This is a genomic window from Tabrizicola sp. TH137 (assembly GCF_002855575.1).
GTDB lineage: Bacteria > Pseudomonadota > Alphaproteobacteria > Rhodobacterales > Rhodobacteraceae > Paragemmobacter.
Genome location: NZ_PKRQ01000001.1, coordinates 48474 through 68783 on the forward strand (window position 1 = coordinate 48474; position 20310 = coordinate 68783).

General features: G+C 64.1%; 13 protein-coding genes. 6 read left to right on the top strand and 7 right to left on the bottom strand.

Translation table 11 applies throughout. The annotated features are described in order from the left end of the window. Window positions 1-40 precede the first annotated feature (40 nt). From C0V75_RS00275 to C0V75_RS00300, 6 genes are read left to right on the top strand one after another with little or no spacing between them, the layout of a single operon-like run. Complete coding sequence (locus C0V75_RS00275; RefSeq protein WP_101918914.1) at window positions 41-916, top strand: WYL domain-containing protein; 876 nt, start codon at window positions 41-43, stop codon at window positions 914-916. Window positions 917-924: 8 nt separating this feature from the next. Then, complete coding sequence (locus C0V75_RS00280) at window positions 925-6096, top strand: DEAD/DEAH box helicase (protein ID WP_101918915.1); 5172 nt, start codon at window positions 925-927, stop codon at window positions 6094-6096. Window positions 6097-6100: 4 nt separating this feature from the next. Next, on the top strand, window positions 6101-8866 hold the full coding sequence (locus C0V75_RS00285; RefSeq protein ID WP_101918916.1) for a DEAD/DEAH box helicase: 2766 nt from the start codon (window positions 6101-6103) through the stop codon (window positions 8864-8866). A 2-nt stretch (window positions 8867-8868) separates the two neighbouring features. Beyond that, window positions 8869-12765, top strand: coding sequence for an Eco57I restriction-modification methylase domain-containing protein (locus tag C0V75_RS00290; RefSeq protein ID WP_101918917.1), 3897 nt, complete (start codon window positions 8869-8871; stop codon window positions 12763-12765). Beyond that, window positions 12765-14000 carry an ImmA/IrrE family metallo-endopeptidase gene (locus tag C0V75_RS00295; protein WP_101918918.1) on the top strand — a complete coding sequence of 412 codons (1236 nt, stop codon included), beginning with the start codon at window positions 12765-12767 and terminating at the stop codon, window positions 13998-14000. The genes C0V75_RS00290 and C0V75_RS00295 overlap by 1 nt, the downstream gene beginning before the upstream one ends. Before the next feature lie 10 nt (window positions 14001-14010). Then, window positions 14011-14772 (top strand): HNH endonuclease, encoded by a 762-nt coding sequence (locus tag C0V75_RS00300; RefSeq protein ID WP_101918919.1) that lies wholly within the window; start codon window positions 14011-14013, stop codon window positions 14770-14772. 150 nt (window positions 14773-14922) lie between these two features. On the opposite strand, the gene C0V75_RS23895 is transcribed toward C0V75_RS00300, so the two are convergent. The 7 genes from C0V75_RS23895 to C0V75_RS00335 form a co-directional block, all read right to left on the bottom strand. Continuing rightward, window positions 14923-15057 (bottom strand): hypothetical protein, encoded by a 135-nt coding sequence (locus C0V75_RS23895; RefSeq protein WP_256377147.1) that lies wholly within the window; start codon window positions 15055-15057, stop codon window positions 14923-14925. A 22-nt stretch (window positions 15058-15079) separates the two neighbouring features. After that, window positions 15080-15325, bottom strand: coding sequence for a hypothetical protein (locus C0V75_RS00310; RefSeq protein ID WP_101918921.1), 246 nt, complete (start codon window positions 15323-15325; stop codon window positions 15080-15082). Continuing rightward, the gene (locus C0V75_RS00315; protein WP_101918922.1) at window positions 15322-15996 is read right to left on the bottom strand and encodes a D-Ala-D-Ala carboxypeptidase family metallohydrolase; all 675 of its coding nucleotides are present in this window, start codon (window positions 15994-15996) and stop codon (window positions 15322-15324) included. The genes C0V75_RS00310 and C0V75_RS00315 overlap by 4 nt, the downstream gene beginning before the upstream one ends. A gap of 72 nt (window positions 15997-16068) precedes the next feature. Then, window positions 16069-16377, bottom strand: a complete 309-nt coding sequence (locus C0V75_RS00320; protein WP_101918923.1) for a hypothetical protein — start codon at window positions 16375-16377, stop codon at window positions 16069-16071. A gap of 39 nt (window positions 16378-16416) precedes the next feature. Then, the gene (locus tag C0V75_RS00325) at window positions 16417-16878 is read right to left on the bottom strand and encodes a hypothetical protein (protein WP_101918924.1); all 462 of its coding nucleotides are present in this window, start codon (window positions 16876-16878) and stop codon (window positions 16417-16419) included. A gap of 3 nt (window positions 16879-16881) precedes the next feature. Further along, window positions 16882-17757 (bottom strand): hypothetical protein, encoded by an 876-nt coding sequence (locus C0V75_RS23220; protein ID WP_216821382.1) that lies wholly within the window; start codon window positions 17755-17757, stop codon window positions 16882-16884. Further along, window positions 17757-20297 (bottom strand): phage tail protein, encoded by a 2541-nt coding sequence (locus C0V75_RS00335; protein WP_101918925.1) that lies wholly within the window; start codon window positions 20295-20297, stop codon window positions 17757-17759. Before C0V75_RS00335 ends, C0V75_RS23220 begins: the two co-directional genes overlap by 1 nt. Window positions 20298-20310 lie beyond the last annotated feature (13 nt).

Sequence of the window (20310 nt, forward strand, 5' to 3'; positions counted from 1 at the left end):
CATAATTTCCATGCGCATCGACCGATGACGGGAGAGCGTGGTGAGCAACGACAGGTCGGAGCTTCGTTGGGGGGTCGAGCAGAGGCTCGAGTTCATCGAGTTCCGCCTGTTCTGGGAGGGGCATGTGAACCGCAGCGATGTGATGACGCAGTTCGGGCTGTCGGTGAACCAGGCGTCATCCGACCTGAGCCGCTACATCGGCCTCGCCCCTCATAACATGGACTACGACCGCAGCCTGCGGACCTATGTGCGCCAGCCGGGCTTCAGTCCGGTGTTCGACAAGCTTGATGCCGGTCGCTACCTCGCCCAACTGCGGTCGGTCGCCGACGGCATCCTCGATCAGGACGATTGCTGGATCGCAGGACTGCCCGCCTACGATTCCGCCCCCACGCCGGCGCGCGGTGTCGATCCCGCAACCCTCCGGTCCGTGGTCGACGCGATCCGCCGATCCGAGGCGATCGAGGTGCAGTATCAGTCCCTGTCCAACCCGGAGCCCCGGTGGCGCTGGATCGCACCGCACGCCATCGCCTTCGACGGCTTCCGCTGGCACACCCGCGCATTCTGCGTCACCGACGAGGTGTTCAAGGATTTCCTGCTGTCCCGGATCCTCGACATCCGCGCATCGCGCGGGTCCGACGTTCTGGCCGAGCACGATCAGGACTGGCACACCTTTGCAACGCTGGAAATTGGCCCCCATCCAGCCCTATCCGATACGCAGGCCAAGGTTATCGCGCTCGACTACGGCATGAGTGGCGGCAAGGCTGAGATCAGCGTTCGACGGGCGCTGCTTTACTATGCGCTCCGTCGGCTTGGGCTCGATACCGATCCTGCTGCCAGGAAGCCCCAAGACCAGCAGATCGTGCTTTTGAACCGTGACGCGATCCTCGGCCGCCAAGGTCAGGCAGGGGAGCAGTAGGATTTTCCATGAAAGCTTTCGAATTCGATCACAATCTCATCGACTCCTATGCGCGTTTTTCGCGGTCGTTCAGCACCATCCGGGCACAGGACATCGCCGCCGAGGTCACGCGCCAATATGACGACGGCCGCTTCTGGCCCGACGCCCTGCTTTCGCTGAACCCCAGGTTCCTGTCAGGCCCCACGGTGGATGACCTTGTCGCATCGGGGGATCTGGACGAGGCAACGGCCCGGATTTTCCGGATCGGTGCCACGCCCATCCGGTTTCACCGGCACCAGGCGCAATCCATCGCCAAGGCGCGGGCGGGTCAAAGCTTTGTTGTAACGACGGGCACTGGCTCGGGGAAATCCCTGTGCTTCTTTGTCCCTGTCGTCGATGCCATCGTGCGTTCGCGCAAGGCCGGGCAGCCGCGCAAGACGCGCGCCATCATCGTCTACCCGATGAACGCCCTGGCAAACAGCCAGATCAAGGAAATCGAGAAGTTCATTTCCCAATCCGGGTTGCCGGACGAGCTGAAGCCGGTGGTGCGGCGCTACACGGGCCAGGAGAGCCAGGAAGAGCGCCAGCGGATCGCTGACAATCCGCCCGATATCTTGCTCACGAACTTCATGATGGCCGAGCTGCTTCTGACACGGCAGGACGCCCTTGATACCAAAGTCATCGACAATGCCAGCGGGCTCGAGTTCATCGTACTCGACGAGTTGCATACCTATCGCGGGCGCCAAGGCGCCGATGTCGCGATCCTGGTGCGCCGCCTTCGGAACCGCTGCGCACCGGCCAAAGCGCCGATCTGCATCGGCACATCGGCCACCATGGCAAGCGAGGGATCAGAGGCCGGTCGCGCGAAAGCAGTGGCCGATGTCGCCTCGCGCCTGTTCGGGGCGTCTATCGGCCCCGATGCCGTCATCGATGAATCCCTTCAGCGCGCGACTGATGACGGCCTGAAGCTGGAAGATGTTCGGCCGCAGCTCGCGACTGTGCTTGGCAGCGACCTGCCGGAAACCCTCACGGATGAGGCGCTGCGACGCCATCCCCTCGCTGTCTGGGCCGAGCTGGCGATCGGCCTTGATGACGGCCAGGAACTGAAGCGCAAGAAGCCTGTCCCGTTCGACGATGCTGTAGAACAGCTTGCGCAGGACAGCGGCCTCGACAAGGAAACATGCCGGAGAGGTTTCGAGCAATTCCTGACGCGCGTCAGCCTGCCAGAAACCGAGCGCGGCGGCGAAGGGTCCGGCGCCTTCCTCGCATTCAAGCTGCATCGCTTCATTTCCGGTGCCGGAGAGATCTTCACGACGCTGACGGGGCGCCCGAGGCGTGTCCTGTTCGAGGGCCAGTTGGAGGATCCCGATGCCCCCGGCCATCGCCTCTATCCGACGCGGTTTTGCAGGGAATGCGGTCATGAAGTTCATGTCGTCACCAAATCCGAGGATGCCGACGGGCTTCGCTTCCTGCCCAGAAACATCGATGACACACCGATCCCAGACCCGGATGGCGATGTCGCCGGCTATCTGACGCCCGTTGGCGGAAATGACCCGGACTACGCCTTCACTGGCGAGGTGGAGACCTACCCGGAAGATTGGCGCGAAGAGCGCAATGGCATCGAACGCCTGCGCGCCAACCGCAAAGGCCGACTGCCCGAGCAGGTCACGGTGCGACCCGATGGACGCTACAGCCCGGACGGCGTCAGTTTCTGGTTTATTCCGGGCAAGTTCGGGTTCTGTCCCTGCTGCCTTTATCAACCCCATCCGAGCATGCGGGAGCGCAGCAAACTTGCGGGCCTTTCGGGTGAAGGCCGAAGCTCGGCGACCACTCACCTTGTGTCGACCGCCCTAGAATGGATGAATGGCGATGCCAGCGGCGTTCCCGCCGAGAAGCGAAAGCTGCTCGGGTTCACGGACAACCGCCAGGACGCCGCCCTTCAGGCAGGACATTTCAACGACTACCTGTTCGTAAGCTTGCTTCGCGGCGCCATCCTGCGTGCTATCATCGACGCAGGGTCGGACGGCATGGCAGAGGATGAGTTCGGCCTGCGGGTGGTGAAAGCGCTCGGCTTCACGGCATCGAACAAGGACTCGCGCATCCATTGGATGTTGGATCCCGAAGCTGGCGCCGTGGTGCGTGAGGATGCCCAGCGTTCACTGGCCAAGGTACTGGCCCATCGGGTCTGGACGGATCTGCGGCGGGGCTGGCGCTATACGAATCCCAGCCTGTCGGTCCTGAAGCTGGTCGACGTCGAATTCATCGGGCTCGACGACATCGCGCAGGATCGGGAGGCCCTGATGGCGGTACATCCGGCGCTCGGGGACTTGGATGCAGGAGCCTGCAAGAAGCTGCTCAAGGAAATTCTCGGGGCACTGCTTGAAGGGCTCGCGGTCAGCACCGAGGCCCTTGATCTGACCGTTCTCGACACGGTCGGCCAAAAGTCGCGGAACCTGTTGCGGGCCCCCTGGGCAATCGATCAGAAGGAAACGCCCCGAAGCAGGTCGACCCTGTTCCTGCAGGCGCCCGGAAAGGATCGTGTCGGGCTGCGGGAAGAGCAGACCATCATACGCGCCGGGCACAACTCCCGGATCGGCCGGTCGATCAACCGCAGGAGCATGATCGGAACGAAGCTGAACAAGGACGAATACCTGGTCGTGATGACCGGCCTTCTCGAACTGATGGCACGCGAAGGTCTGGTCTCGCTTGTCGAGATCGAGGCTGATCTGCTCGGGTGGCGGTTGTCGCCTTCAGCAGTTCGACTGGTCCCCGGAGAAGCTGTCCGCACCGGACAGTCGCAGGGGAACCGGTATTTTCACGATCTCTACAACGCCATCGCGACCGACCTGAAACGGGGCCGGAGCACATACTGGGGTCTGGAAGGTCGTGAACATACCGCTCAGGTTTCGCAGAGGCAGCGCGAGTGGCGGGAGTGGCGGTTCCGCTTCGAGGATGACGATCGCGCGAAGCTCAAGGAGAACGTAGCCGAGATCAAGGCGTCCGGAGAATCCGATCAGTTCCTGCCTGCGCTCTTCTGCTCGCCAACGATGGAACTCGGCGTCGATATTTCCGCGCTGAATGCCGTCTATCTGCGCAACGTGCCGCCGACGCCTGCCAACTATGCACAGCGTGCTGGTCGGGCCGGTCGATCCGGACAGGCGGCGGTCATTGTGACCTATTGCGCGGCGCAATCCCCGCACGATCAGTATTTCTTCGAGCGCCGGAATGAAATGGTGGCGGGCGTCGTCCGGCCGCCTGCGCTCGACATCACCAATGAAGAACTGGTCCGCTCGCACCTGCACGCCGTTTGGCTGGCAGAGGCCAAGCTGGCGCTGTCGCCGGATATCCCCGAGATCCTTGACTTGAAGGAGGCGAAATACCCGCTGAAGCAGGAGGTGATCGAGGTCATCAACCGGCCAAGCCTCGTGACGGCTGCGCGCGCACCGATGAAGCGGGTGCTGGATCAGATACTTGCCTCAATGGACGGCAAGAAACCGGCCTGGATGGGCGACGAGGATGATTTCATCCTCGAGGTCGCGATGTGCGCGCCGCAAGAATTCGACCGCGCGTTTGATCGCTGGCGCGAACTCTACAACTCGGCGCGGACCCAGTTGATGGAGGCGAACAGCCGGTCAGAGATCACGGGCCTCTCCGGCGCAGACCGGCGCAAGATCAAGGCCGCCCAGATGCAGGCGAGCGACCAGATCGCCATTCTCGAACAGGGGAAGGCCACCAACGGGTCCGATTTCTATTCCTACAGATACCTTGCGACCGAAGGTTTCTTGCCGGGATACAACTTCCCGCGGCTACCGCTCTACGCCTTCGTCCCGGGTGAGGGCAAAGCCGGTTCCTTCCTGCAACGCGCAAGGTTCCTGGCGATTTCAGAATTCGGGCCGCGCAGCCTGATCTACCATGAGGGCCGGGCTTACCGCGTGATGAAGGCCAAGCTGCCGCCCGAGGTCCGCACCGGGGACGGCTCGGAACTGGCCACCAAGGACATCTTCATCTGCTCCAACTGCGGCGCCTGCCACGAAGGTGAAGTCGAACGCTGCCACGCCTGCAACTCAACGATGGCGGGCGAAGTTCCGGTGCAGCGGACGCTCCGGATCGACAACGTCGAGGCGGCCCCTGCGGACCGGATCACAGCGAATGACGAGGAACGCGTTCGCCAGGGCTTCGATATCCAGACCGTGTTCTCCTGGCCCCGAAAAGATGGGCGGCTCCAGGTGACTGAGGCTGATTTCCGTTGCGGCGATACATCCATTCTTGCCCTTCAGTACGCCAACAGCGCCGAGATCAGCAGGATCAACAAGGGCCTGAAACGGCGCAAGAACCAGACGGTATTCGGTTTCAACATCGATCCGCGCAGTGGCTATTGGGCAAAGTCGGAAGACGAGGAACCGGACGTCGATGTGCCGCCCGATGTCGTGCGACCGGTCCGCATCGTGCCGATCGTGCGCGATCGCAAGAACGCGCTGCTGCTGCGCTTCCGCGAACCAGACGCCTACGCCCCTGAAACGATCGCGACCGTGCAACATGCGCTCTTGCGCGGAATTGCGGTCACCTATCAGCTTGAAGAGGGTGAGATCCTCGGCGAGCCATTGCCCGCCCGAGACAACCGGCGCTCGATCCTCGCTTATGAAGCGACCGAGGGCGGTGCCGGTGTCCTGAATCGCCTCGTCGAAGATCCGCAGGCCTTGGGCAAGGTCGCGCAGGAAGCGCTTTCCCTGATGCATTTCGACAAGGTCGATGACGCCATCGCTGCGGGGGATGCGTCGCTCCTTGTGGATCGGGACAGCGGTGCCTGTGTCCGGGGCTGCTATCGCTGCTTGCTGTCCTATTTCAACCAGCCAGATCACGAGCTGATCGACCGCGCCAGCGCCGAGGCAAAACAGATGCTGATCGATCTCGCTCGGGGTGAGATCGTACTGGCTGCCGGTTCGTCACGTCGTGCCGACGTCGACGGCTGGGAGGTCGCCTTCAAGGCTGCGGGCATCCCGGCCCCGGATGGCGCTTCCGTCAGCTTTGCCGACCAGGAGATGCGTTTTGCCTGGCGCAAGAATTACGTTGCCGTCTGCACCAGTGGCCTGTCCGAGTCGGTGCGAGAAATCGCCGACACCAAGGGCTGGACCCTTTTCGAATTGCCCGAGACTTGCGCCGACGGCGTGCCCGACGCGTTGATTTCGATGTTCAAGGATTGATCTGATGACCGTGAATTTTGCTCCCGGAGACCTCGTGCGCGCCCGTGGGCGGGAATGGGTGGCATTGCCGTCCCCGCGCGAGGGCATTCTGGCGCTCCGCCCTCTTTCCGGCAGCGAGAATGACACGGTCATCCTTGATCCGTCGCTTGAAACCCAACCGGTTGCCGCCGCACGTTTCGACTTGCCCTCCGATGCCCTGCCGACTGTCCAGGCGAAGGCAGCGCTCCTCGCGGATGCGATGCGGCTAACCCTTCGGCGGGGAGCGGGCCCTTTCCGTTCGGCCGCGCAACTGGCTTTCGAGCCCAGAACCTATCAGCTCGTCCCCTTGCTGATGGCGCTTCGCCTGCAGGTGCCCCGGCTCCTGATCGCCGATGATGTCGGGATCGGGAAGACGATCGAGGCGGGCCTGATCCTTCGGGAACTGATGGACCGCGGCGAGGTCGATGGCTTCTCGGTGCTTTGTCCGCCGCACCTCGTCGAGCAGTGGGTCGGGGAATTGAAGCATCGGTTCGGGATCGAGGCGGTCGCCGTGACATCAGGCAGTGCCGCGCGGCTGGAACGCGGTCTTCCGCTGGCCCAGACGCTGTTCGATGCCTACCCCTATACCGTCGTCAGCCTTGACTACATCAAGGCCGAGAAGCGCCGTGAAGGGTTCGCGCGCGCTTGCCCCGATTTCGTGATCGTGGACGAAGCCCATGCCTCCGTGGGAACGCACAAGGGCAAGCAGCAGCGCTTCGAACTTCTCGCTGGCCTTGCCCGCGATCCGGAGCGCCGGATGATCTTTCTGACCGCAACGCCCCATTCGGGCGATGAAGATGCATTCGGCCGCCTGCTTTCGCTGATCGACCCGTCCTTCGGCACGATGAACTTCGAGGACGCCCGCTATCGCGAACGTCTGGCGCGACATTTCGTGCAGCGCCAAAGGATCGATCTCGTTTCCGGGGATTGGGACGAGAACCGTGCGTTTCCCAAGCATGAAACCACCGAGTCCCCTTACCGGTTGTCGCAGCCACATCTCGATTTTCAGGACGCTGTGCTCGATTACTGCTTCGGCGTCGTCTCGCGCGCAGGATCCGGGCTTCGGGAACGGCGTCTGGCCTTCTGGGGCACACTCGCCCTGATGCGCTGCGTGGGTTCGTCGCCGGCTGCGGCCCTCAGTGCGCTGCGCAACCGGATGTCCAATGAGAGCGACCGGCTTGAGCCGCAGATCTACGATGAGGACTCCGACGACGAAGACGCGGTGGATATTGAACCTGCGACCGGCTTTGACACGGATCCGGCCCTTCAGGCTTTGGTCGCCCACGCCGAAGAGTTGATCCACAAGCCTGATCCGAAGCTTGTAGCCCTCATCGATGCACTCACTCCGTTGATCAAAAAGGGCGCGAATCCCGTCGTGTTCTGCCGCTTCCTGGCCACGGCCGAGCACGTTCGGGATGGCCTGCGGAAGGCATTTCCCAAGCTGGTCGTCGAAGCGGTGACAGGCGTTCTGACGCCCGACGAGCGCCGTGACCGCGTGGCCGAAATGGCCTCAGCCGACGACGAGAAGGAAGTCCAGCGCATCCTGGTGGCCACCGACTGCTTGTCCGAGGGGATCAACCTCCAGCAGTTGTTCGACACCGTCATTCACTACGATCTCTCCTGGAACCCCACCCGGCATCAGCAGCGCGAGGGGCGTGTTGATCGCTTCGGCCAGCCAGCCGAACTCGTCCGCTCGATCATGATGTTCTCACCGGACAGCGCCATCGACGGGGCCGTCCTGGATGTCGTCCTGCGCAAGGCAGAAGAAATCCGCAAGGCGACTGGGATCACCGTTCCTTTGCCGGACGAGCGTGGGCCGGTGACGGACGCCCTGATGGCTGCCGTGATGCTGCGGCAGGGAAAATCCCAGCAGCTGGCCTTCGACTTGCGCCTTGAAGACGGCACCCGGGCGATGGAAGCGCGTTGGCGTGATGCCTCCGAGAACGAAAAGAAATCCCGCGCGCGCTTCGCCCAGAATGCGATGAAGCCGCAAGAAGTTGCTCCGGAATGGGAGAAGGTCCGCACCCTGCTTGGATCGCCAGAGGATGCCAAGGTCTTCATCGAGCGAGCGATGTCGCGTTTCGGCGTGCCGCTGGAGCCGCGCAAGACGCTTCTGATCGCCCATGTCCATGCGTTGGAGGCGGGCCTGAAAGAACGTCTGGCCCAACGCAACCTGACCGGCTCGGTCCGTCTTGCGATGACTGAACCCGCGCCATCGGGGACTGCGCTGCTCACCAGGACACATCCCCTGACCGCAACCCTCGCAGAGGCGCTGGTCGAGGCTTCGCTCGATCCGGAGGCACTGTCCGGTCTCGGGATCGGCCGGGTTGGCGCCTGGCCCACCTCAGCCGTTCAGCAGATGACCCGGCTGGCACTCCTTCGGATCCGGTTCAAGCTGACCGTCCACGCCCGAAAAGAACGCCTACTCCTAGCCGAGGAGGCCGCCCTTGTCGCGATACAGGGTGGCCGGATCGTCGCAGCCGGCGAAGCGGCCCGCGAACTTCTGAACACCCCAGCGGACGCTGACCTCGCTCCATCCGCCCGCGACCGCTTCATCGCCAAGGCCAAGGAGGATCTGCCCGGCCTACTCGACGGCCCCTTGGCCGAATTCGTCAATTCGCGCGCCGAGGAACTGATGCAGGATCATGCCCGCCTGCGCGCTGCCGCGGGGTCGGCCTCTCGCGTCACAGTCGAAGCTGTTCTGCCGCCAGACGTCATCGGTCTCTTCGTCCTGATGCCGAGCGAGGTCTGATCATGGCGCGCAAACCCGTCGTCGACATGTCCGCCTGGCCGTCGCTCAGCCTCGAAGGCAATCTGATCGCGCCTGCAATGGTCGCCAGCGTAGACCGCCGCGAGGCGTCCGAGCAGACTGAGGCCGACTATCGCATCCGGAAGGGCCTGACGATCCGCGAGGAAATCTCGACCGCCTTCCGCGTCGGCCAGTCGCATTTCGACACCTTTTCCCGGATCGCAAACCCCTCGGTCGATGCGACGCGACGCTTCATCAAAGCGTTCCTGCAGGAAACCTTCGGCTTCGACGACCTCGCACCGGCCGACGGCGCTCTGTCCTTCATCGCGGGCGGCAGGGTGCCGATCGTGGTCGTGCCGCCAACAGACGAAAAACTCGACCGGCGTAGCGCGACCCTTTCGACCGACCGCACACGCTCGCCCGCATTCGCCCTTCAGGACCACCTGAACGAGCATGACGAAACCCTCTGGGGCCTTGTCACCAACGGCACGCTGATCCGCCTGATGCGCGACAACGCATCGCTGACCCGCCCGGCCTATATCGAGGCTGATCTCTCCCAGATCTTCACCAACGAGGACGCGGCTTCCTTCGCCGTCCTCTGGCTTCTGATCCACCGCACCCGCTTTGGCGTCGCTGGCGCCCCGGCCGCCGATTGCGCGCTGGAGCGCTGGCGCGACGCCGGGTCCAAGGAAGGCGAAGTCGCCCGCGACCGGCTGGCCGTCCAGGTCCAGATCGCGCTCAAGGTTCTCGGCTCCGGCTTTCTCGAGGCCAACCCCGACCTGCGCGACAAGCTGAAATCGGGCGAGGTCAACCTGACGGAATGGTTCAACGAACTCCTCCGCCTCGTCTATCGCCTGATCTTCCTGATGGTGGCCGAGGATCGCAACCTCCTGCACCCCGAAAAGGCCAAGCCCGACGCCCGCAAGCTTTATGCCGAAGGCTACAGCCTTGGCCAGCTCCGCGCCCAATGCTACCGCGCCGCCTCGTGGGACAAGCATCACGACCGCTACGAGGGCATCAAAATCGTCTTCCACGCGCTGGCCAGCGGGCAAGACGCACTGGCGCTCCCGGCCCTCGGCGGCCTCTTCGCGGGCGACAAGCTGCCCCACCTCGAAACCGCCCGCCTGCGCAACCGCGCCTTCATGGAGGCGCTCTACCGCCTCTCCTGGCTTGACCAGAAAACCGGCATGGTCCCCGTCAACTGGCGCGCGATGGAGACCGAGGAACTGGGCTCGGTCTACGAATCCCTCCTCGAACTGCAGCCGCAGCTGGGCGATGACGGCAAGACCCTGCTTTTCGCCTCGGAAGCCGCTGAGCAGAAGGGCAACCAGCGCAAGACCACCGGCTCCTACTACACGCCCGACAGCCTGGTTCAGGCGCTGCTCGATACCGCACTCGACCCCGTGCTCGACAAGACCGAGGCCGAGGCGGACGATCCCGCCAAGGCACTGCTGAAACTGTCGGTCATCGACCCCGCCTGCGGCTCGGGCCATTTCCTGCTGGCCGCCGCCCGCCGCATCGCCACACGGCTGGCCCGCATCCGCGCCGATGGCACGCCCTCGCTGGCCGATTTCCGCCATGCCCTGCGCGATGTCGCGCGGTCCTGCCTGCACGGGGTGGACCGCAATCCGATGGCGGTGGAGCTGACCAAGGTCGCGCTCTGGATCGAGACGGTGGACCCCGGCCTTCCCCTCGGCTTTTTCGACGCGCAGATCCGCTGTGGTGATGCGCTGATGGGGGTGTTCGACCTGAAGGTGCTGCAGGGTGGCATCCCCGATGCCGCCTACAAGCCGCTGACGGGAGACGACAAGGATACGGCGAAATACTACCTGCAGGCCAACCGCGCTGCGACCTCGGGTCAGGGCGGGTTCGATTTCGGCACGGGGCAAGTTGCCATGCCCGAGATGAAACCTCTGGCGCTGGATTTCTCGGGCTTCCGCGACCTACCCGAGGATACGGTGGAGCAGATCGGGGCCAAGGCCGCGCGGTTCAAGGAACTGCGCAAGGGGCAGGCATTTGTGCGGGCGACGGCGGCGGCGAACCTGTATGTCGCGGCCTTCCTGCTGCCCAAGGTGGGCGGCGCACCGGCGGGGGCATCCGCCCGCACCGTGCCGACGACCGAGGAGCTGTGGCTGGCTCTCAATCAGGGCAAGATCCGGCAGGCAATGATGGACGCGCCCAAGGCCGCCCGCCGCGCCCGCGCCTTTCACTGGCCGCTGGAGTTCCCCGATGTGATGCAGCGCGGCGGGTTCGACGTGGTGCTGGGGAACCCACCGTGGGAGGTGATGCAGCTTTCAGAAGAAGAATACTTCGCAACCATAAGGCCAGAGATTGCGTCGCTGTCAGGTGCGGCACGAAAGCGCGCGATTGCCGATCTGGAACGTGATGACCCGTCCGCGTTTCTGAGTTTCGAGCGAGAGAAACGTCAGTTCGTAGCGATAAATGAGTTCGCCCGAGAATCTGGACGATTTAAATTGTCTGCCCGTGGAAAGTTAAACACATACGCTCTCTTCGCTGAGGTATTTCGGACTCTGAGGCGACCAACTGGCCGCGCAGGCGGAATATTTCCCCTTGGTATCGCCACCAGTGAGACTCTTTCAGAATTTTTTTCGTCAATCCTCAGGAACCAAGAACTCGTCAGCTTGATTTCCATGGCTGAAATCAAGGATTGGTTTAGTGGAACTAAAGACAATCAATCATTCTGTCTATTTACGATGGGGCAGTCGCATCGTGCGAAATTCATGTTTAAGCTGCAAACACCCCAGGATCTTTCCGATGCGAGGAGGCTCTTCTTTTTGTCGCCGGGCGACGTCGAGAAGATGAATCCCAATACACTTACTGCGCCAGTCTTAAGGACAGAGATGGACGCGGTATTGGTCAGCAATATCTATTCTCGAGTTCCAATCTTATTTGCTGACGGTCCGCCTCAGCTTAATCCATGGAATCTACAGTTCCGGCAAGGCATGTTCAACATGACCACCGACAGCAATCTTTTTTATACCTCCAAGGAGCTTGTGGAAAGGGGGCACCAGCTTGTTGGAAGCTGTTTCATAAGTACGGATCGATCTCAGAAATATCTTCCCCTCTATGAGGCGAAAATGATGTCATATTTCGATCACCGATGGGGATTTTATCCAGAGGGGGCCGTTGACGACACGCGCGCATTGCCGCGTCCTGCTCTGGAGCAAAAGCAGGATCCGGCTTATGAGGTCTTGCCCAGATATTGGGTTGACGAACGGCATGCGCGGGAAATCGCTCAAAGGTTGTCATGGAGTCGCGATTGGCTGTTGGGTTGGCGCGATGTAACAAATACTACCAATGAGCGGACGCTTATTGCCAGTGTCACTCCGTTCTTTGCGGCATCAGGCAAAATGCCGTTAATCTTGCCGGAACAGTCTGCAAAGCTGGCTGCGTGTCTTCTTGCCAATCTGTCTTCATTGGTGCTGGACTTCGTTGTGCGGCTAAAACTGGGTGGCACTTCCGTGTCACAGTTCTATCTCAAGCAGTTCCCGGTTCTTGCACCTGAATACTACACCGAACCCCGCCTCGCCTTCCTCACCCCGAAAGTGCTGGAACTCACCTACACCTCGCACAGCCTCGCTCCCTTCGCCCGCGATCTGGGCCATGACGGCCCGCCCTTCGCCTGGGACGAGGACCGCCGCGCCCTCCTCCGCGCCGATCTCGACGCCTTCTACGCCCGCGCCTACGGCCTGACCCGCGACGAGCTGCGCTACATCCTCGACCCCGCCGACGTGAAGGGCCCCGACTACCCCTCGGAAACCTTCCGTGTCCTGAAGGAAAAGGAAATCCGCCACCACGGCGAATACCGCACCCGCCGCCTAGTCCTCGCCGCCTGGGACCGGATGGAAGCGAACGGCGAATTCGCGGCGATGGGGATGTGATGAAGATCGACCCGCAGCGCATGGCCCAGTTGTGGCATCTGCTTGAAGCCGCAGAGGACCGGTTCTGCGGGCGAGACGAATTTTCCCATCAAGACGCGCTCCACTCCTTCAGCGTCGGCCTGCGTGGTGTGATGCAGCGCGCAGGGGAAGGCGTCGATATCATCGAGGCCAAGCGATACTTCAGCGTGCTGTTGAAGGAAAAGCTCTACGCGATCGAGATCACCGATCCCGAGTGGATCGGGATTCCGGTGGCTCGAATGATGCGGGATGACCGGGAGCGGGTTCCAGACAGCCTGATGCTGGCCTTGGGCCGAGCCTTTCCACCCAAACCTCGCGCGCCGAGGGGCGGTGGGGTGCGGGATCACTCGACCCAGTTTCCACCGCTGGTGGATGACGAGAAGACGCGCAGCCTGATCGACTCGCTGATCGCCGACACCAGGCTTTACGCCACCAGCAAGGCGGTCAAGGACCTGTTCAACTTCACCGCCCGCATGCGCCATGTCGCACCGTTCAATGCCATGCTGCTGAACGCACAGAAGCCGGGACTGAGCTATGCCGCGACCGTGCGGGACTGGGCCGAACGGTTCGGGCGTCGTCCCAAAGCCCGGGCCCGCCCGCTGATCGTGCTGCGCAACTTTGGCCCGGTGGATTTCGTCTACGACGTGCTCGACACCGAAGGGCGGCCGCTGCCCGAGGCGGCGTTCTCGTTCCCGACGACCGGGGATATCCCGCGCGCCTGGTTCCGCTCTGTCGAAACACACCTTGAGAAGGCTGCCATCCAGCTGATCTGGGCCGATGAAGGCGACAGGCGCGCGGGATGCGTCTGGAAGGAAAAGGACTACAACGACAAGACCAGACTGAACGACATATGTCTGGTGGTGAATGGCAACCACCCACCGGCAACCCAGTTTGTCACGTTGGTGCACGAACTGGCGCATCTCTACCTTGGCCACCTCGGAGTTGATCGCAAACGCGGGGTGGATGATCGGAGATGGGCTGACTTGGCCTTGCGCGAGGTGGAGGCCGAGTCGGTTGCCTATGTGGTTGCGAAGCGTTCCGGTATCAGCCCGAGAAGCGAGAGTTACCTGAGCCGCTACAGGGGGGCGTTCGACGCGTTCCAACCGCAGGTCGTTCTGCAGGCCGCAAATGCAATCGAGCGCCTGCTTCGGTTACCCTTTGCTTCTTGGCCGACGGGCGCAAGCGGCGGGCAAATGTCATTCAACTTGGGATCATGAGGTTCAGGTGATGATTCAGTCGCCCCAGAGCTTCGTCGTCTCTCAGGAATGCCAGAAGGTCGCCTGGCAGAACGGCTATCGCCGCGCCTTGGGCGAAGCGGACGGCTGGGTGCGCTACGGGTCCACCACCGCGAAGGGCACGGTGTGGTTAGCCGCGGCCGGGCACGATGGGCCGTGGTTTCTGGCCCTCGATCATCTTGGCATCGCCGAGGATCTGAACCTGCCCAAGGCCGACCTGCCCGGCCCGGGCCTCGTGCGATATGCCTTCCCGAACCTGACCGCGCTATATGCCGTGATGCCTCGGGTCTACCAGTTGGGCGTAACGCTGCCCGATGGCCCGCTCGAGGAATTCCGTGCGGCCGTAGCCGACCTGCCCAAGAGCACCGAGGCCGAGCGGCTGATCATCCAGCGCGTTGGCCAGAATATCTTCCGCGACCGGCTGATGACCTACTGGCAAGGCCGCTGCCCGCTGACCGGGATCACCGATCCGGCGCTCTTGCGCGCAAGCCACATCATCGCCTGGAAGGATTGCGCCAGCGACGCTGACCGGCTGGACGTGCATAACGGCCTGCTGCTTTCGGCCCTTTGGGATGCGGCCTTCGACCGGGGGCTGGTGACCTTCGATGATGACGGCCTTCCGCAATTCTCGCCAAAGCTGAGCGAGACGGCGCGCGCAGAGCTGCGCTGGCAATCTCCCATCCCGCTCACCGACAAACACCGCGCCCGCCTTGTCTGGCATCGGACAGAAGCCTTTGAGGAGATCGCGCCATGACACCCCGCGTGATCAATATTCTTCTCCTCGATGGTCAACTGTGCGGGATTTGAGTGACACAGATTTCGATGTCGACAATCGAGGTCCAGACAGAACCGCCCCTAGTTTAGTCAACTGATGAAGAGGGTCGGTGTGCGCAATCTCGCAAAATTATTGCCGGCACGCCCCCGCCTGATCGCGCAAGACAGAGTAGTCGCTGAGCATCCGGACGATGACGGCGCCTTCCGGCAGCACCGCGACCTCGTTGGCCGCGCGCGCCTGATCGGCTGTGTTGTAATCGACCACGGGTAGGCAAGGCGCCCGAACGTCAGAACCGCCCATTGCGCAGCCGGTCAGCCAGAGCATCGCGATCAGCAGGGCGGCGGGCGGCGGCGTCGAGCATCTGGCGGTGGATGACATCGTTTCTCTCTCGGGCATCAAGCCGTTCGGCAGCGCGCCCAGCGCGTTCGCCCGCGCGGCGCAGGTTCAGAAGGAACAGCAGGATTGCTGTGGCGGCGAGGATCAGGCCCAGCGCCTTGCGCGCCGGGCCGTGGGTGAGGAGCCCGCCGATCACCGCTGACCCCGTTTCCAGTCATCGAGCCGGGCGTGGATGGTGATGGCGATGCCGATCAGCGCGATGCCGATGAGCACCCAGCGCAGGGTGTCGAGATAGGGAACCAGCGGCTGGATCGTGGACTGGGTCTCGGCGAGGACGTCCTGCAACACTTCAACCCCGGCTGCACCGACCGTGGCCGCCCCGGCTGCCCCGCCGCCGCGCAGGGTGCGGCTCTCGGCCAGGACCTCGCGCGCAGGCGGCAGTTCCGGGGCGAAGGGCACGGGCCGCATTGGGAAGGGATCGCCCCAGCACCGGGCGGGCCCGAGGTCGATGTGCATGAAGCCGGAGCGGGGGTAGTATCCGAAACCCAGAAAGCCGACCGCCCGCGCCGCCGCCTCGAAGGCCGGGGGATCGTGGTTCGCCATGGCGATGTCGAAGGCGGTGGCCTGCATATGCTTCGAGGCCGGGGCTCCGCCTACAGCGCGATTGTGCTCGGGGCTGCGATACGCCGAGCGGACGATCAGCGGCTTGCCCAGCCGGTTGCGCAGGGCCTGCAGCTTGTCCATGGCTTCGGTGTTGATCTTGACAGCACCTGTGCCGCGGCAAGCGATTTCGGGGGGAGAGAAGCTCGGCCAACGCCAGGTCTTTTCGGGGACGTCGCGCCAGTGTGGGAAGCTCAGGGTCGGCATGGGGAATCCTCCAGATAGACAAAACCCGCCTCGGGGGCGGGGACTGGTCGTTGTTGTGTGGTCTTGGGTCTCTCAGTCCGGTCGCGGGCGCTGGAAGGCATCGAAGAGCATGTCGCGCATGGCGCGGATGTCGGTCTCGATGCGGTCCAGCCGGTCGGCATCAGCCTTGCGGTCCTCGGCGCGCTGGTGCTCGACACGATCCCGCTCCTGCGCAAGTTCGCGGTCGAGCCGATCGAGAAGGGCCTCGTTAGTGAAGGCCTTGCGGGTGACGGCGGCGGCGAGCGCCAGGGAGCCGCCGATCAGGGCGGTGAGGGCGGCGGTCAGGCCGTGATCACGGAAGGCTTGCGCCACGCCTTCGAGAAGGCCGGGTCTGTCGGTCATGTCAGTGATCCTGAGAGGGAGGTCGGGGAGTGAGTGGGGTCAGACCGAAGCGAAGCCGGTCCAGATCGCGTCGATCTGCTCTTCGGTCATCCCGGCGGATGCGGCGATCATTGCGGTCATCGGATCGAGACGGTAAGCCATCTGGAAGGCCGCGAAAGTAACGCGGGCGTCGGTCTGATCGGGTTCCGGCAGGGCCGCGAACATCGGCTCCAGCGCGGCAGGCACTTCGCCGGTTGCCGCGGCCGCCACGGCCTCCGTGGCGGTGATCAGCCCCAGCCGGTGCAGCGCGATGAAGACCTGGCGCCGGGTCAGTGGCGGGATCGCGGCCCGCGGATCCTCGGGCTCCGGCTCCGGGACCGGCTCGGGCGCGAAGGGCGCAATGTCGGGCCGGGCCGATGCGGAGGCCCAGAGGGCGTGGCCGGGTTCGGCGATGATGACGTGGCCGGTCTCGTCGATCAGGGCGAGGATGGTGCGGGCGGCGTTGCGCCATTGGGCTTGCATGGGTCAGATCCCGATCAAGGAGCGCTGGTCCGCGAGATAGCGGACGTTGCGGATGAGAGATTCGCTTGTGTAGGTGGTGCCTTCGCTGCCACCACCGGTGCGACCGGTCGCGCCAAGGCGGATGCAGAGGGTCTGTCCCGCGGCAAGGGTCACATCAAGACTGCGGGCCGTCCAGGTCGCAAGGCTTGTCGTCCATTCCTGCAAGACGACCCCGTCGCGAAGGACCGCGGCCCTCTGGGTATTTGCATCGCCGCTGCGGGCCTGGTCAAAAGCTACGCGGAGGGCACAAGTCCGTGTGGCCGTGAGAGCCGTCTCGCCAAACAGGGTCGTATAGACGGTCCCGTTGCCGTTTTTCGACAGACCCAAGGTGTCGCTGCCGCCGCCCGAGCAATGCTTCAGGACCACCGTGTCACCGGCGATAGTGGGTGCCATGGCGTCGGCAGAGAGGTTCGAGACCTCCGCCACCAGCGCCGCGATGGCCTGCGCCACCCGCAAGGGCGTCATCAGCGTGGCATTGTCGGCGCCCGCCTGCGCCTCGGCGAGGCTGGCGACGTTCAGCGTCGCCCCGTTGCCCAGCCCGAGGGCCGTGCGCTGCGCCGCGACCGTGGCGGCGGCGATGAGCGCGCGGCCTGCCTCGGACGTGCCCGCAAGTTCGAACCCGCCCGCGGCCAGAGTGCCGACGAGGATCCAGCCGCTGTTCAGGGCATTGCGGATCTTCAGGACTGGGCTTGCCCCAGAGGCATCGACCCAGAGTTGCCCCGCCGTGGTTGTCGTGGGTGCGGTCGCCCCGAAGGCGCAGGACTGAAGGGCGGCCAGGATCAGGTTCAGCTCGGCGCGGAACTGCGCCCCGGACTGGTTGGCAAGGTTGTAATCGACCATCAGGATACCTCTTCCGCATGGATGCGGAGCCTCAGGAGAAGGACGTTGTAATCAGGGCTCTCGGAGATCAGCCGGGCGCGCAGCTCGACCGCGCGCACCTCGTCTTCGGAACTGTCGAGCCGGGACCAGTCCGACCAGAGGGGCGTGCCAGCCGGATCATCATCGGTGCTGCGGGCCTCGACGATGACGTCGATCTCGGCGCCATCGGTGTCATCGACATCGAGCCAGCTGTCGATCAGCGCGGTCCGGTCATCGATCAGCCCGCCGAGCTTCAGCGCCGCCACGTCGATCTCCGAGCGCAGCCGCACGCGGCGAAGCGCCCCGAAGTCCATCCCCGCCGGGAAGGTGAACCGGCCCTCGCTGCCGATATCGACAAGCTTCATCGCCCCACCCTCGACCGCGACATTGACCTTCTCGCCGATCCAGCCCGGTTCGGCGGTGAGGCTCATCACCGGTGCGAAGGGCAGGACCTGCGCGCCCTTGGTCACGACACTGGCGACGGGGCCGAGATTGCCGGAGTTGTCGCGGGCCCGGACCAGATAGGTGCCGGGTTTCAAGGGCACGAGGGCCACGGCATCGGATCCCGCCACCTCGTCCATGCTGGTCGAGGTGGCCCAGGTCGCGGTCAGGGCGGCGGAATGCCGGATCACGATCCGCCCGCCGATCCGCACATCGAGATCGGCAGAGGGGAGCCACTTCAGGATGGCGAGCCCGCCTGCGGTCTGGATCGTCAGACTTTCCAGCGCGGCAGGCGGGGCGGTAAGCCCGAGGATCTCTATCTCGGCGCTGACGTAGGGCGATGACACCCCGATCACCGACAGCGACTTGACCGCCACCTCCCAGCGGCCGGGTTTGACGTCGCGGATTTCCCAGGAGGTCTGGTCTGTGCGGCCGAGCGTGATCCAGTCTTCGCCGGTGGCATTGCCGTCCTTGTCCAGAACCCGCCGGGCCCGGATCTGATAGTCCCGCACGAAGTCCGAGGGCGCCTCGACCCAAGTGACCCGGATCAGCGTCCTGACGCCGGTCCCGCCCCGGGTCTCGTACATCTCTTCCGCCAGATGCGGGGTGCCGGGCGCGGGCACATCGGCAGGCCCCGGCAGGGTCGTGCGTGGCGCCGCGGCATAGATCGCCTCTTCCGAGGCAGACCAGTCATAGACGAGGGGCGATGTCTCCCGCAGGACCAGTTCCGGCAGAAGCAGTGCGCCGTCGCCGGAGGCGGTCAGATCGAGGCTCACCCCCTGAACCTCGAAAGGCTTTGCCGCGAAGCCCCAGCGGGCATAGGAGAGCATCACCGTCTCGCCCACTCCGGCCCGCCAGGCGGCAAGCTTGCCCGAGAGCTTAACGGTCATCTGGCGCCGGGCGCGCTCAAGTTCGATCTTGGCCAGCCGCTGCGCCATCGCGGCGGAGATGGTGAAGGGCAAGGGCAGATCGCGCCATTTCCGCTCGCCGCCATCTTCGGCGAGATAGACCTCGCTCGCATAGGCCGGAAAGTCGTCCGGTTGCCAGTCGTTCTCCGGGCTGACGAACTGGCCGCGCACGCCGTTGAAGTTCGCCGACTGGCTGACGCGGGTGGCGAGCACCAGGCCGCCCGCGCGCACGTCGTCAGCCGTCAGCGTGACCTCGGGCAAACGATATGCCCCGGCATGGATGCGCCAGTTGCCGCCCTGCACGGCGACGCGACCGGCCATCGCGGACAACAGCCCCTCGATGATGGTCTTCGGGCTTTCCGCCAGCGACACGACGCCGTTGCAGCTGTAGCGCCGCTCCGATCCGCCGGATGCCAGGGGCACCATCTCGTCGCAGATGTTCGCGGCCTCGATCAGGCTCTCGACCTCGATCCCGTCGGCAGCGCCGATCCCGGCCCCGATGCCGAAGGCCGGATGGGCGAGATAGTCCGCAAGGCAGAGGGCGGGGTTCTCCGAATAGCCGCGCAATCCCGTCCGGGGATCGAGGATGTCGTTCTTGCCCTCGAGATCGACGGTGATGTTGGGAATGCCGCCCGGGAAGGCATCGGCATCATAGGTCAGTCGCAGATAGAGTGCGGCGCAGCCCGCGAGGCGATGCGCCGCGGTCCATTTGGTCGGCACATTGGCCATCAGGCTGGCAAAGGCCGCCTGGTCCTCGGCCCCGAGGCGCTTCTCGACCGTGATCTTGCCCGCCCAGCGCCCCTGCACGGTGCCGCCCGCGCCGACGGCCATCTCGCCATCGAACCAGATCGCCCCGATGGATTTGACGCGATGCGCGGCCAGAACGATCACCAGATGCAGATACTGGTCCTTCGCCCCCGAGGCATGCAGGAAGGTGATGACGCCGCCCTTCCGCGCCCTTCCATAGACCATGTCGCGTGGCACCACCGGCTCGCGCACGGTGACCGTGCGGGCCTGCAGTGCGACCTTGGGTTTCGGCATCAAGGCCTGGGAGGCGTAGGAGAGAAGGAGCGTGCCACCCAGCCGCACCAATGCCGCGCCGATGCCGCCCGCAGCCAGCACGCCAGAGATCGCCCCGGCAATCGCCGTGACGGCAGAGACGATGAAGGGCATCGGAGCGGGCTTT

Bases quoted from the DNA above. Each gene is read 5' to 3' on its own strand.
- C0V75_RS00325 (WP_101918924.1), bottom strand. From the start codon at position 16,878: ATGCAAGCCCAATGGCGCAACGCCGCCCGCACCATCCTCGCCCTGATC.
- C0V75_RS00285 (WP_101918916.1), top strand. From the start codon at position 6,101: ATGACCGTGAATTTTGCTCCCGGAGACCTCGTGCGCGCCCGTGGGCGG.
- C0V75_RS23220 (WP_216821382.1), bottom strand. From the start codon at position 17,757: ATGGTCGATTACAACCTTGCCAACCAGTCCGGGGCGCAGTTCCGCGCC.
- C0V75_RS00300 (WP_101918919.1), top strand. From the start codon at position 14,011: ATGATTCAGTCGCCCCAGAGCTTCGTCGTCTCTCAGGAATGCCAGAAG.
- C0V75_RS00315 (WP_101918922.1), bottom strand. From the start codon at position 15,996: ATGCCGACCCTGAGCTTCCCACACTGGCGCGACGTCCCCGAAAAGACC.
- C0V75_RS00290 (WP_101918917.1), top strand. From the start codon at position 8,869: ATGGCGCGCAAACCCGTCGTCGACATGTCCGCCTGGCCGTCGCTCAGC.
- C0V75_RS00320 (WP_101918923.1), bottom strand. From the start codon at position 16,377: ATGACCGACAGACCCGGCCTTCTCGAAGGCGTGGCGCAAGCCTTCCGT.
- C0V75_RS00295 (WP_101918918.1), top strand. From the start codon at position 12,765: ATGAAGATCGACCCGCAGCGCATGGCCCAGTTGTGGCATCTGCTTGAA.
- C0V75_RS00280 (WP_101918915.1), top strand. From the start codon at position 925: ATGAAAGCTTTCGAATTCGATCACAATCTCATCGACTCCTATGCGCGT.
- C0V75_RS00335 (WP_101918925.1), bottom strand. From the start codon at position 20,297: ATGCCCTTCATCGTCTCTGCCGTCACGGCGATTGCCGGGGCGATCTCT.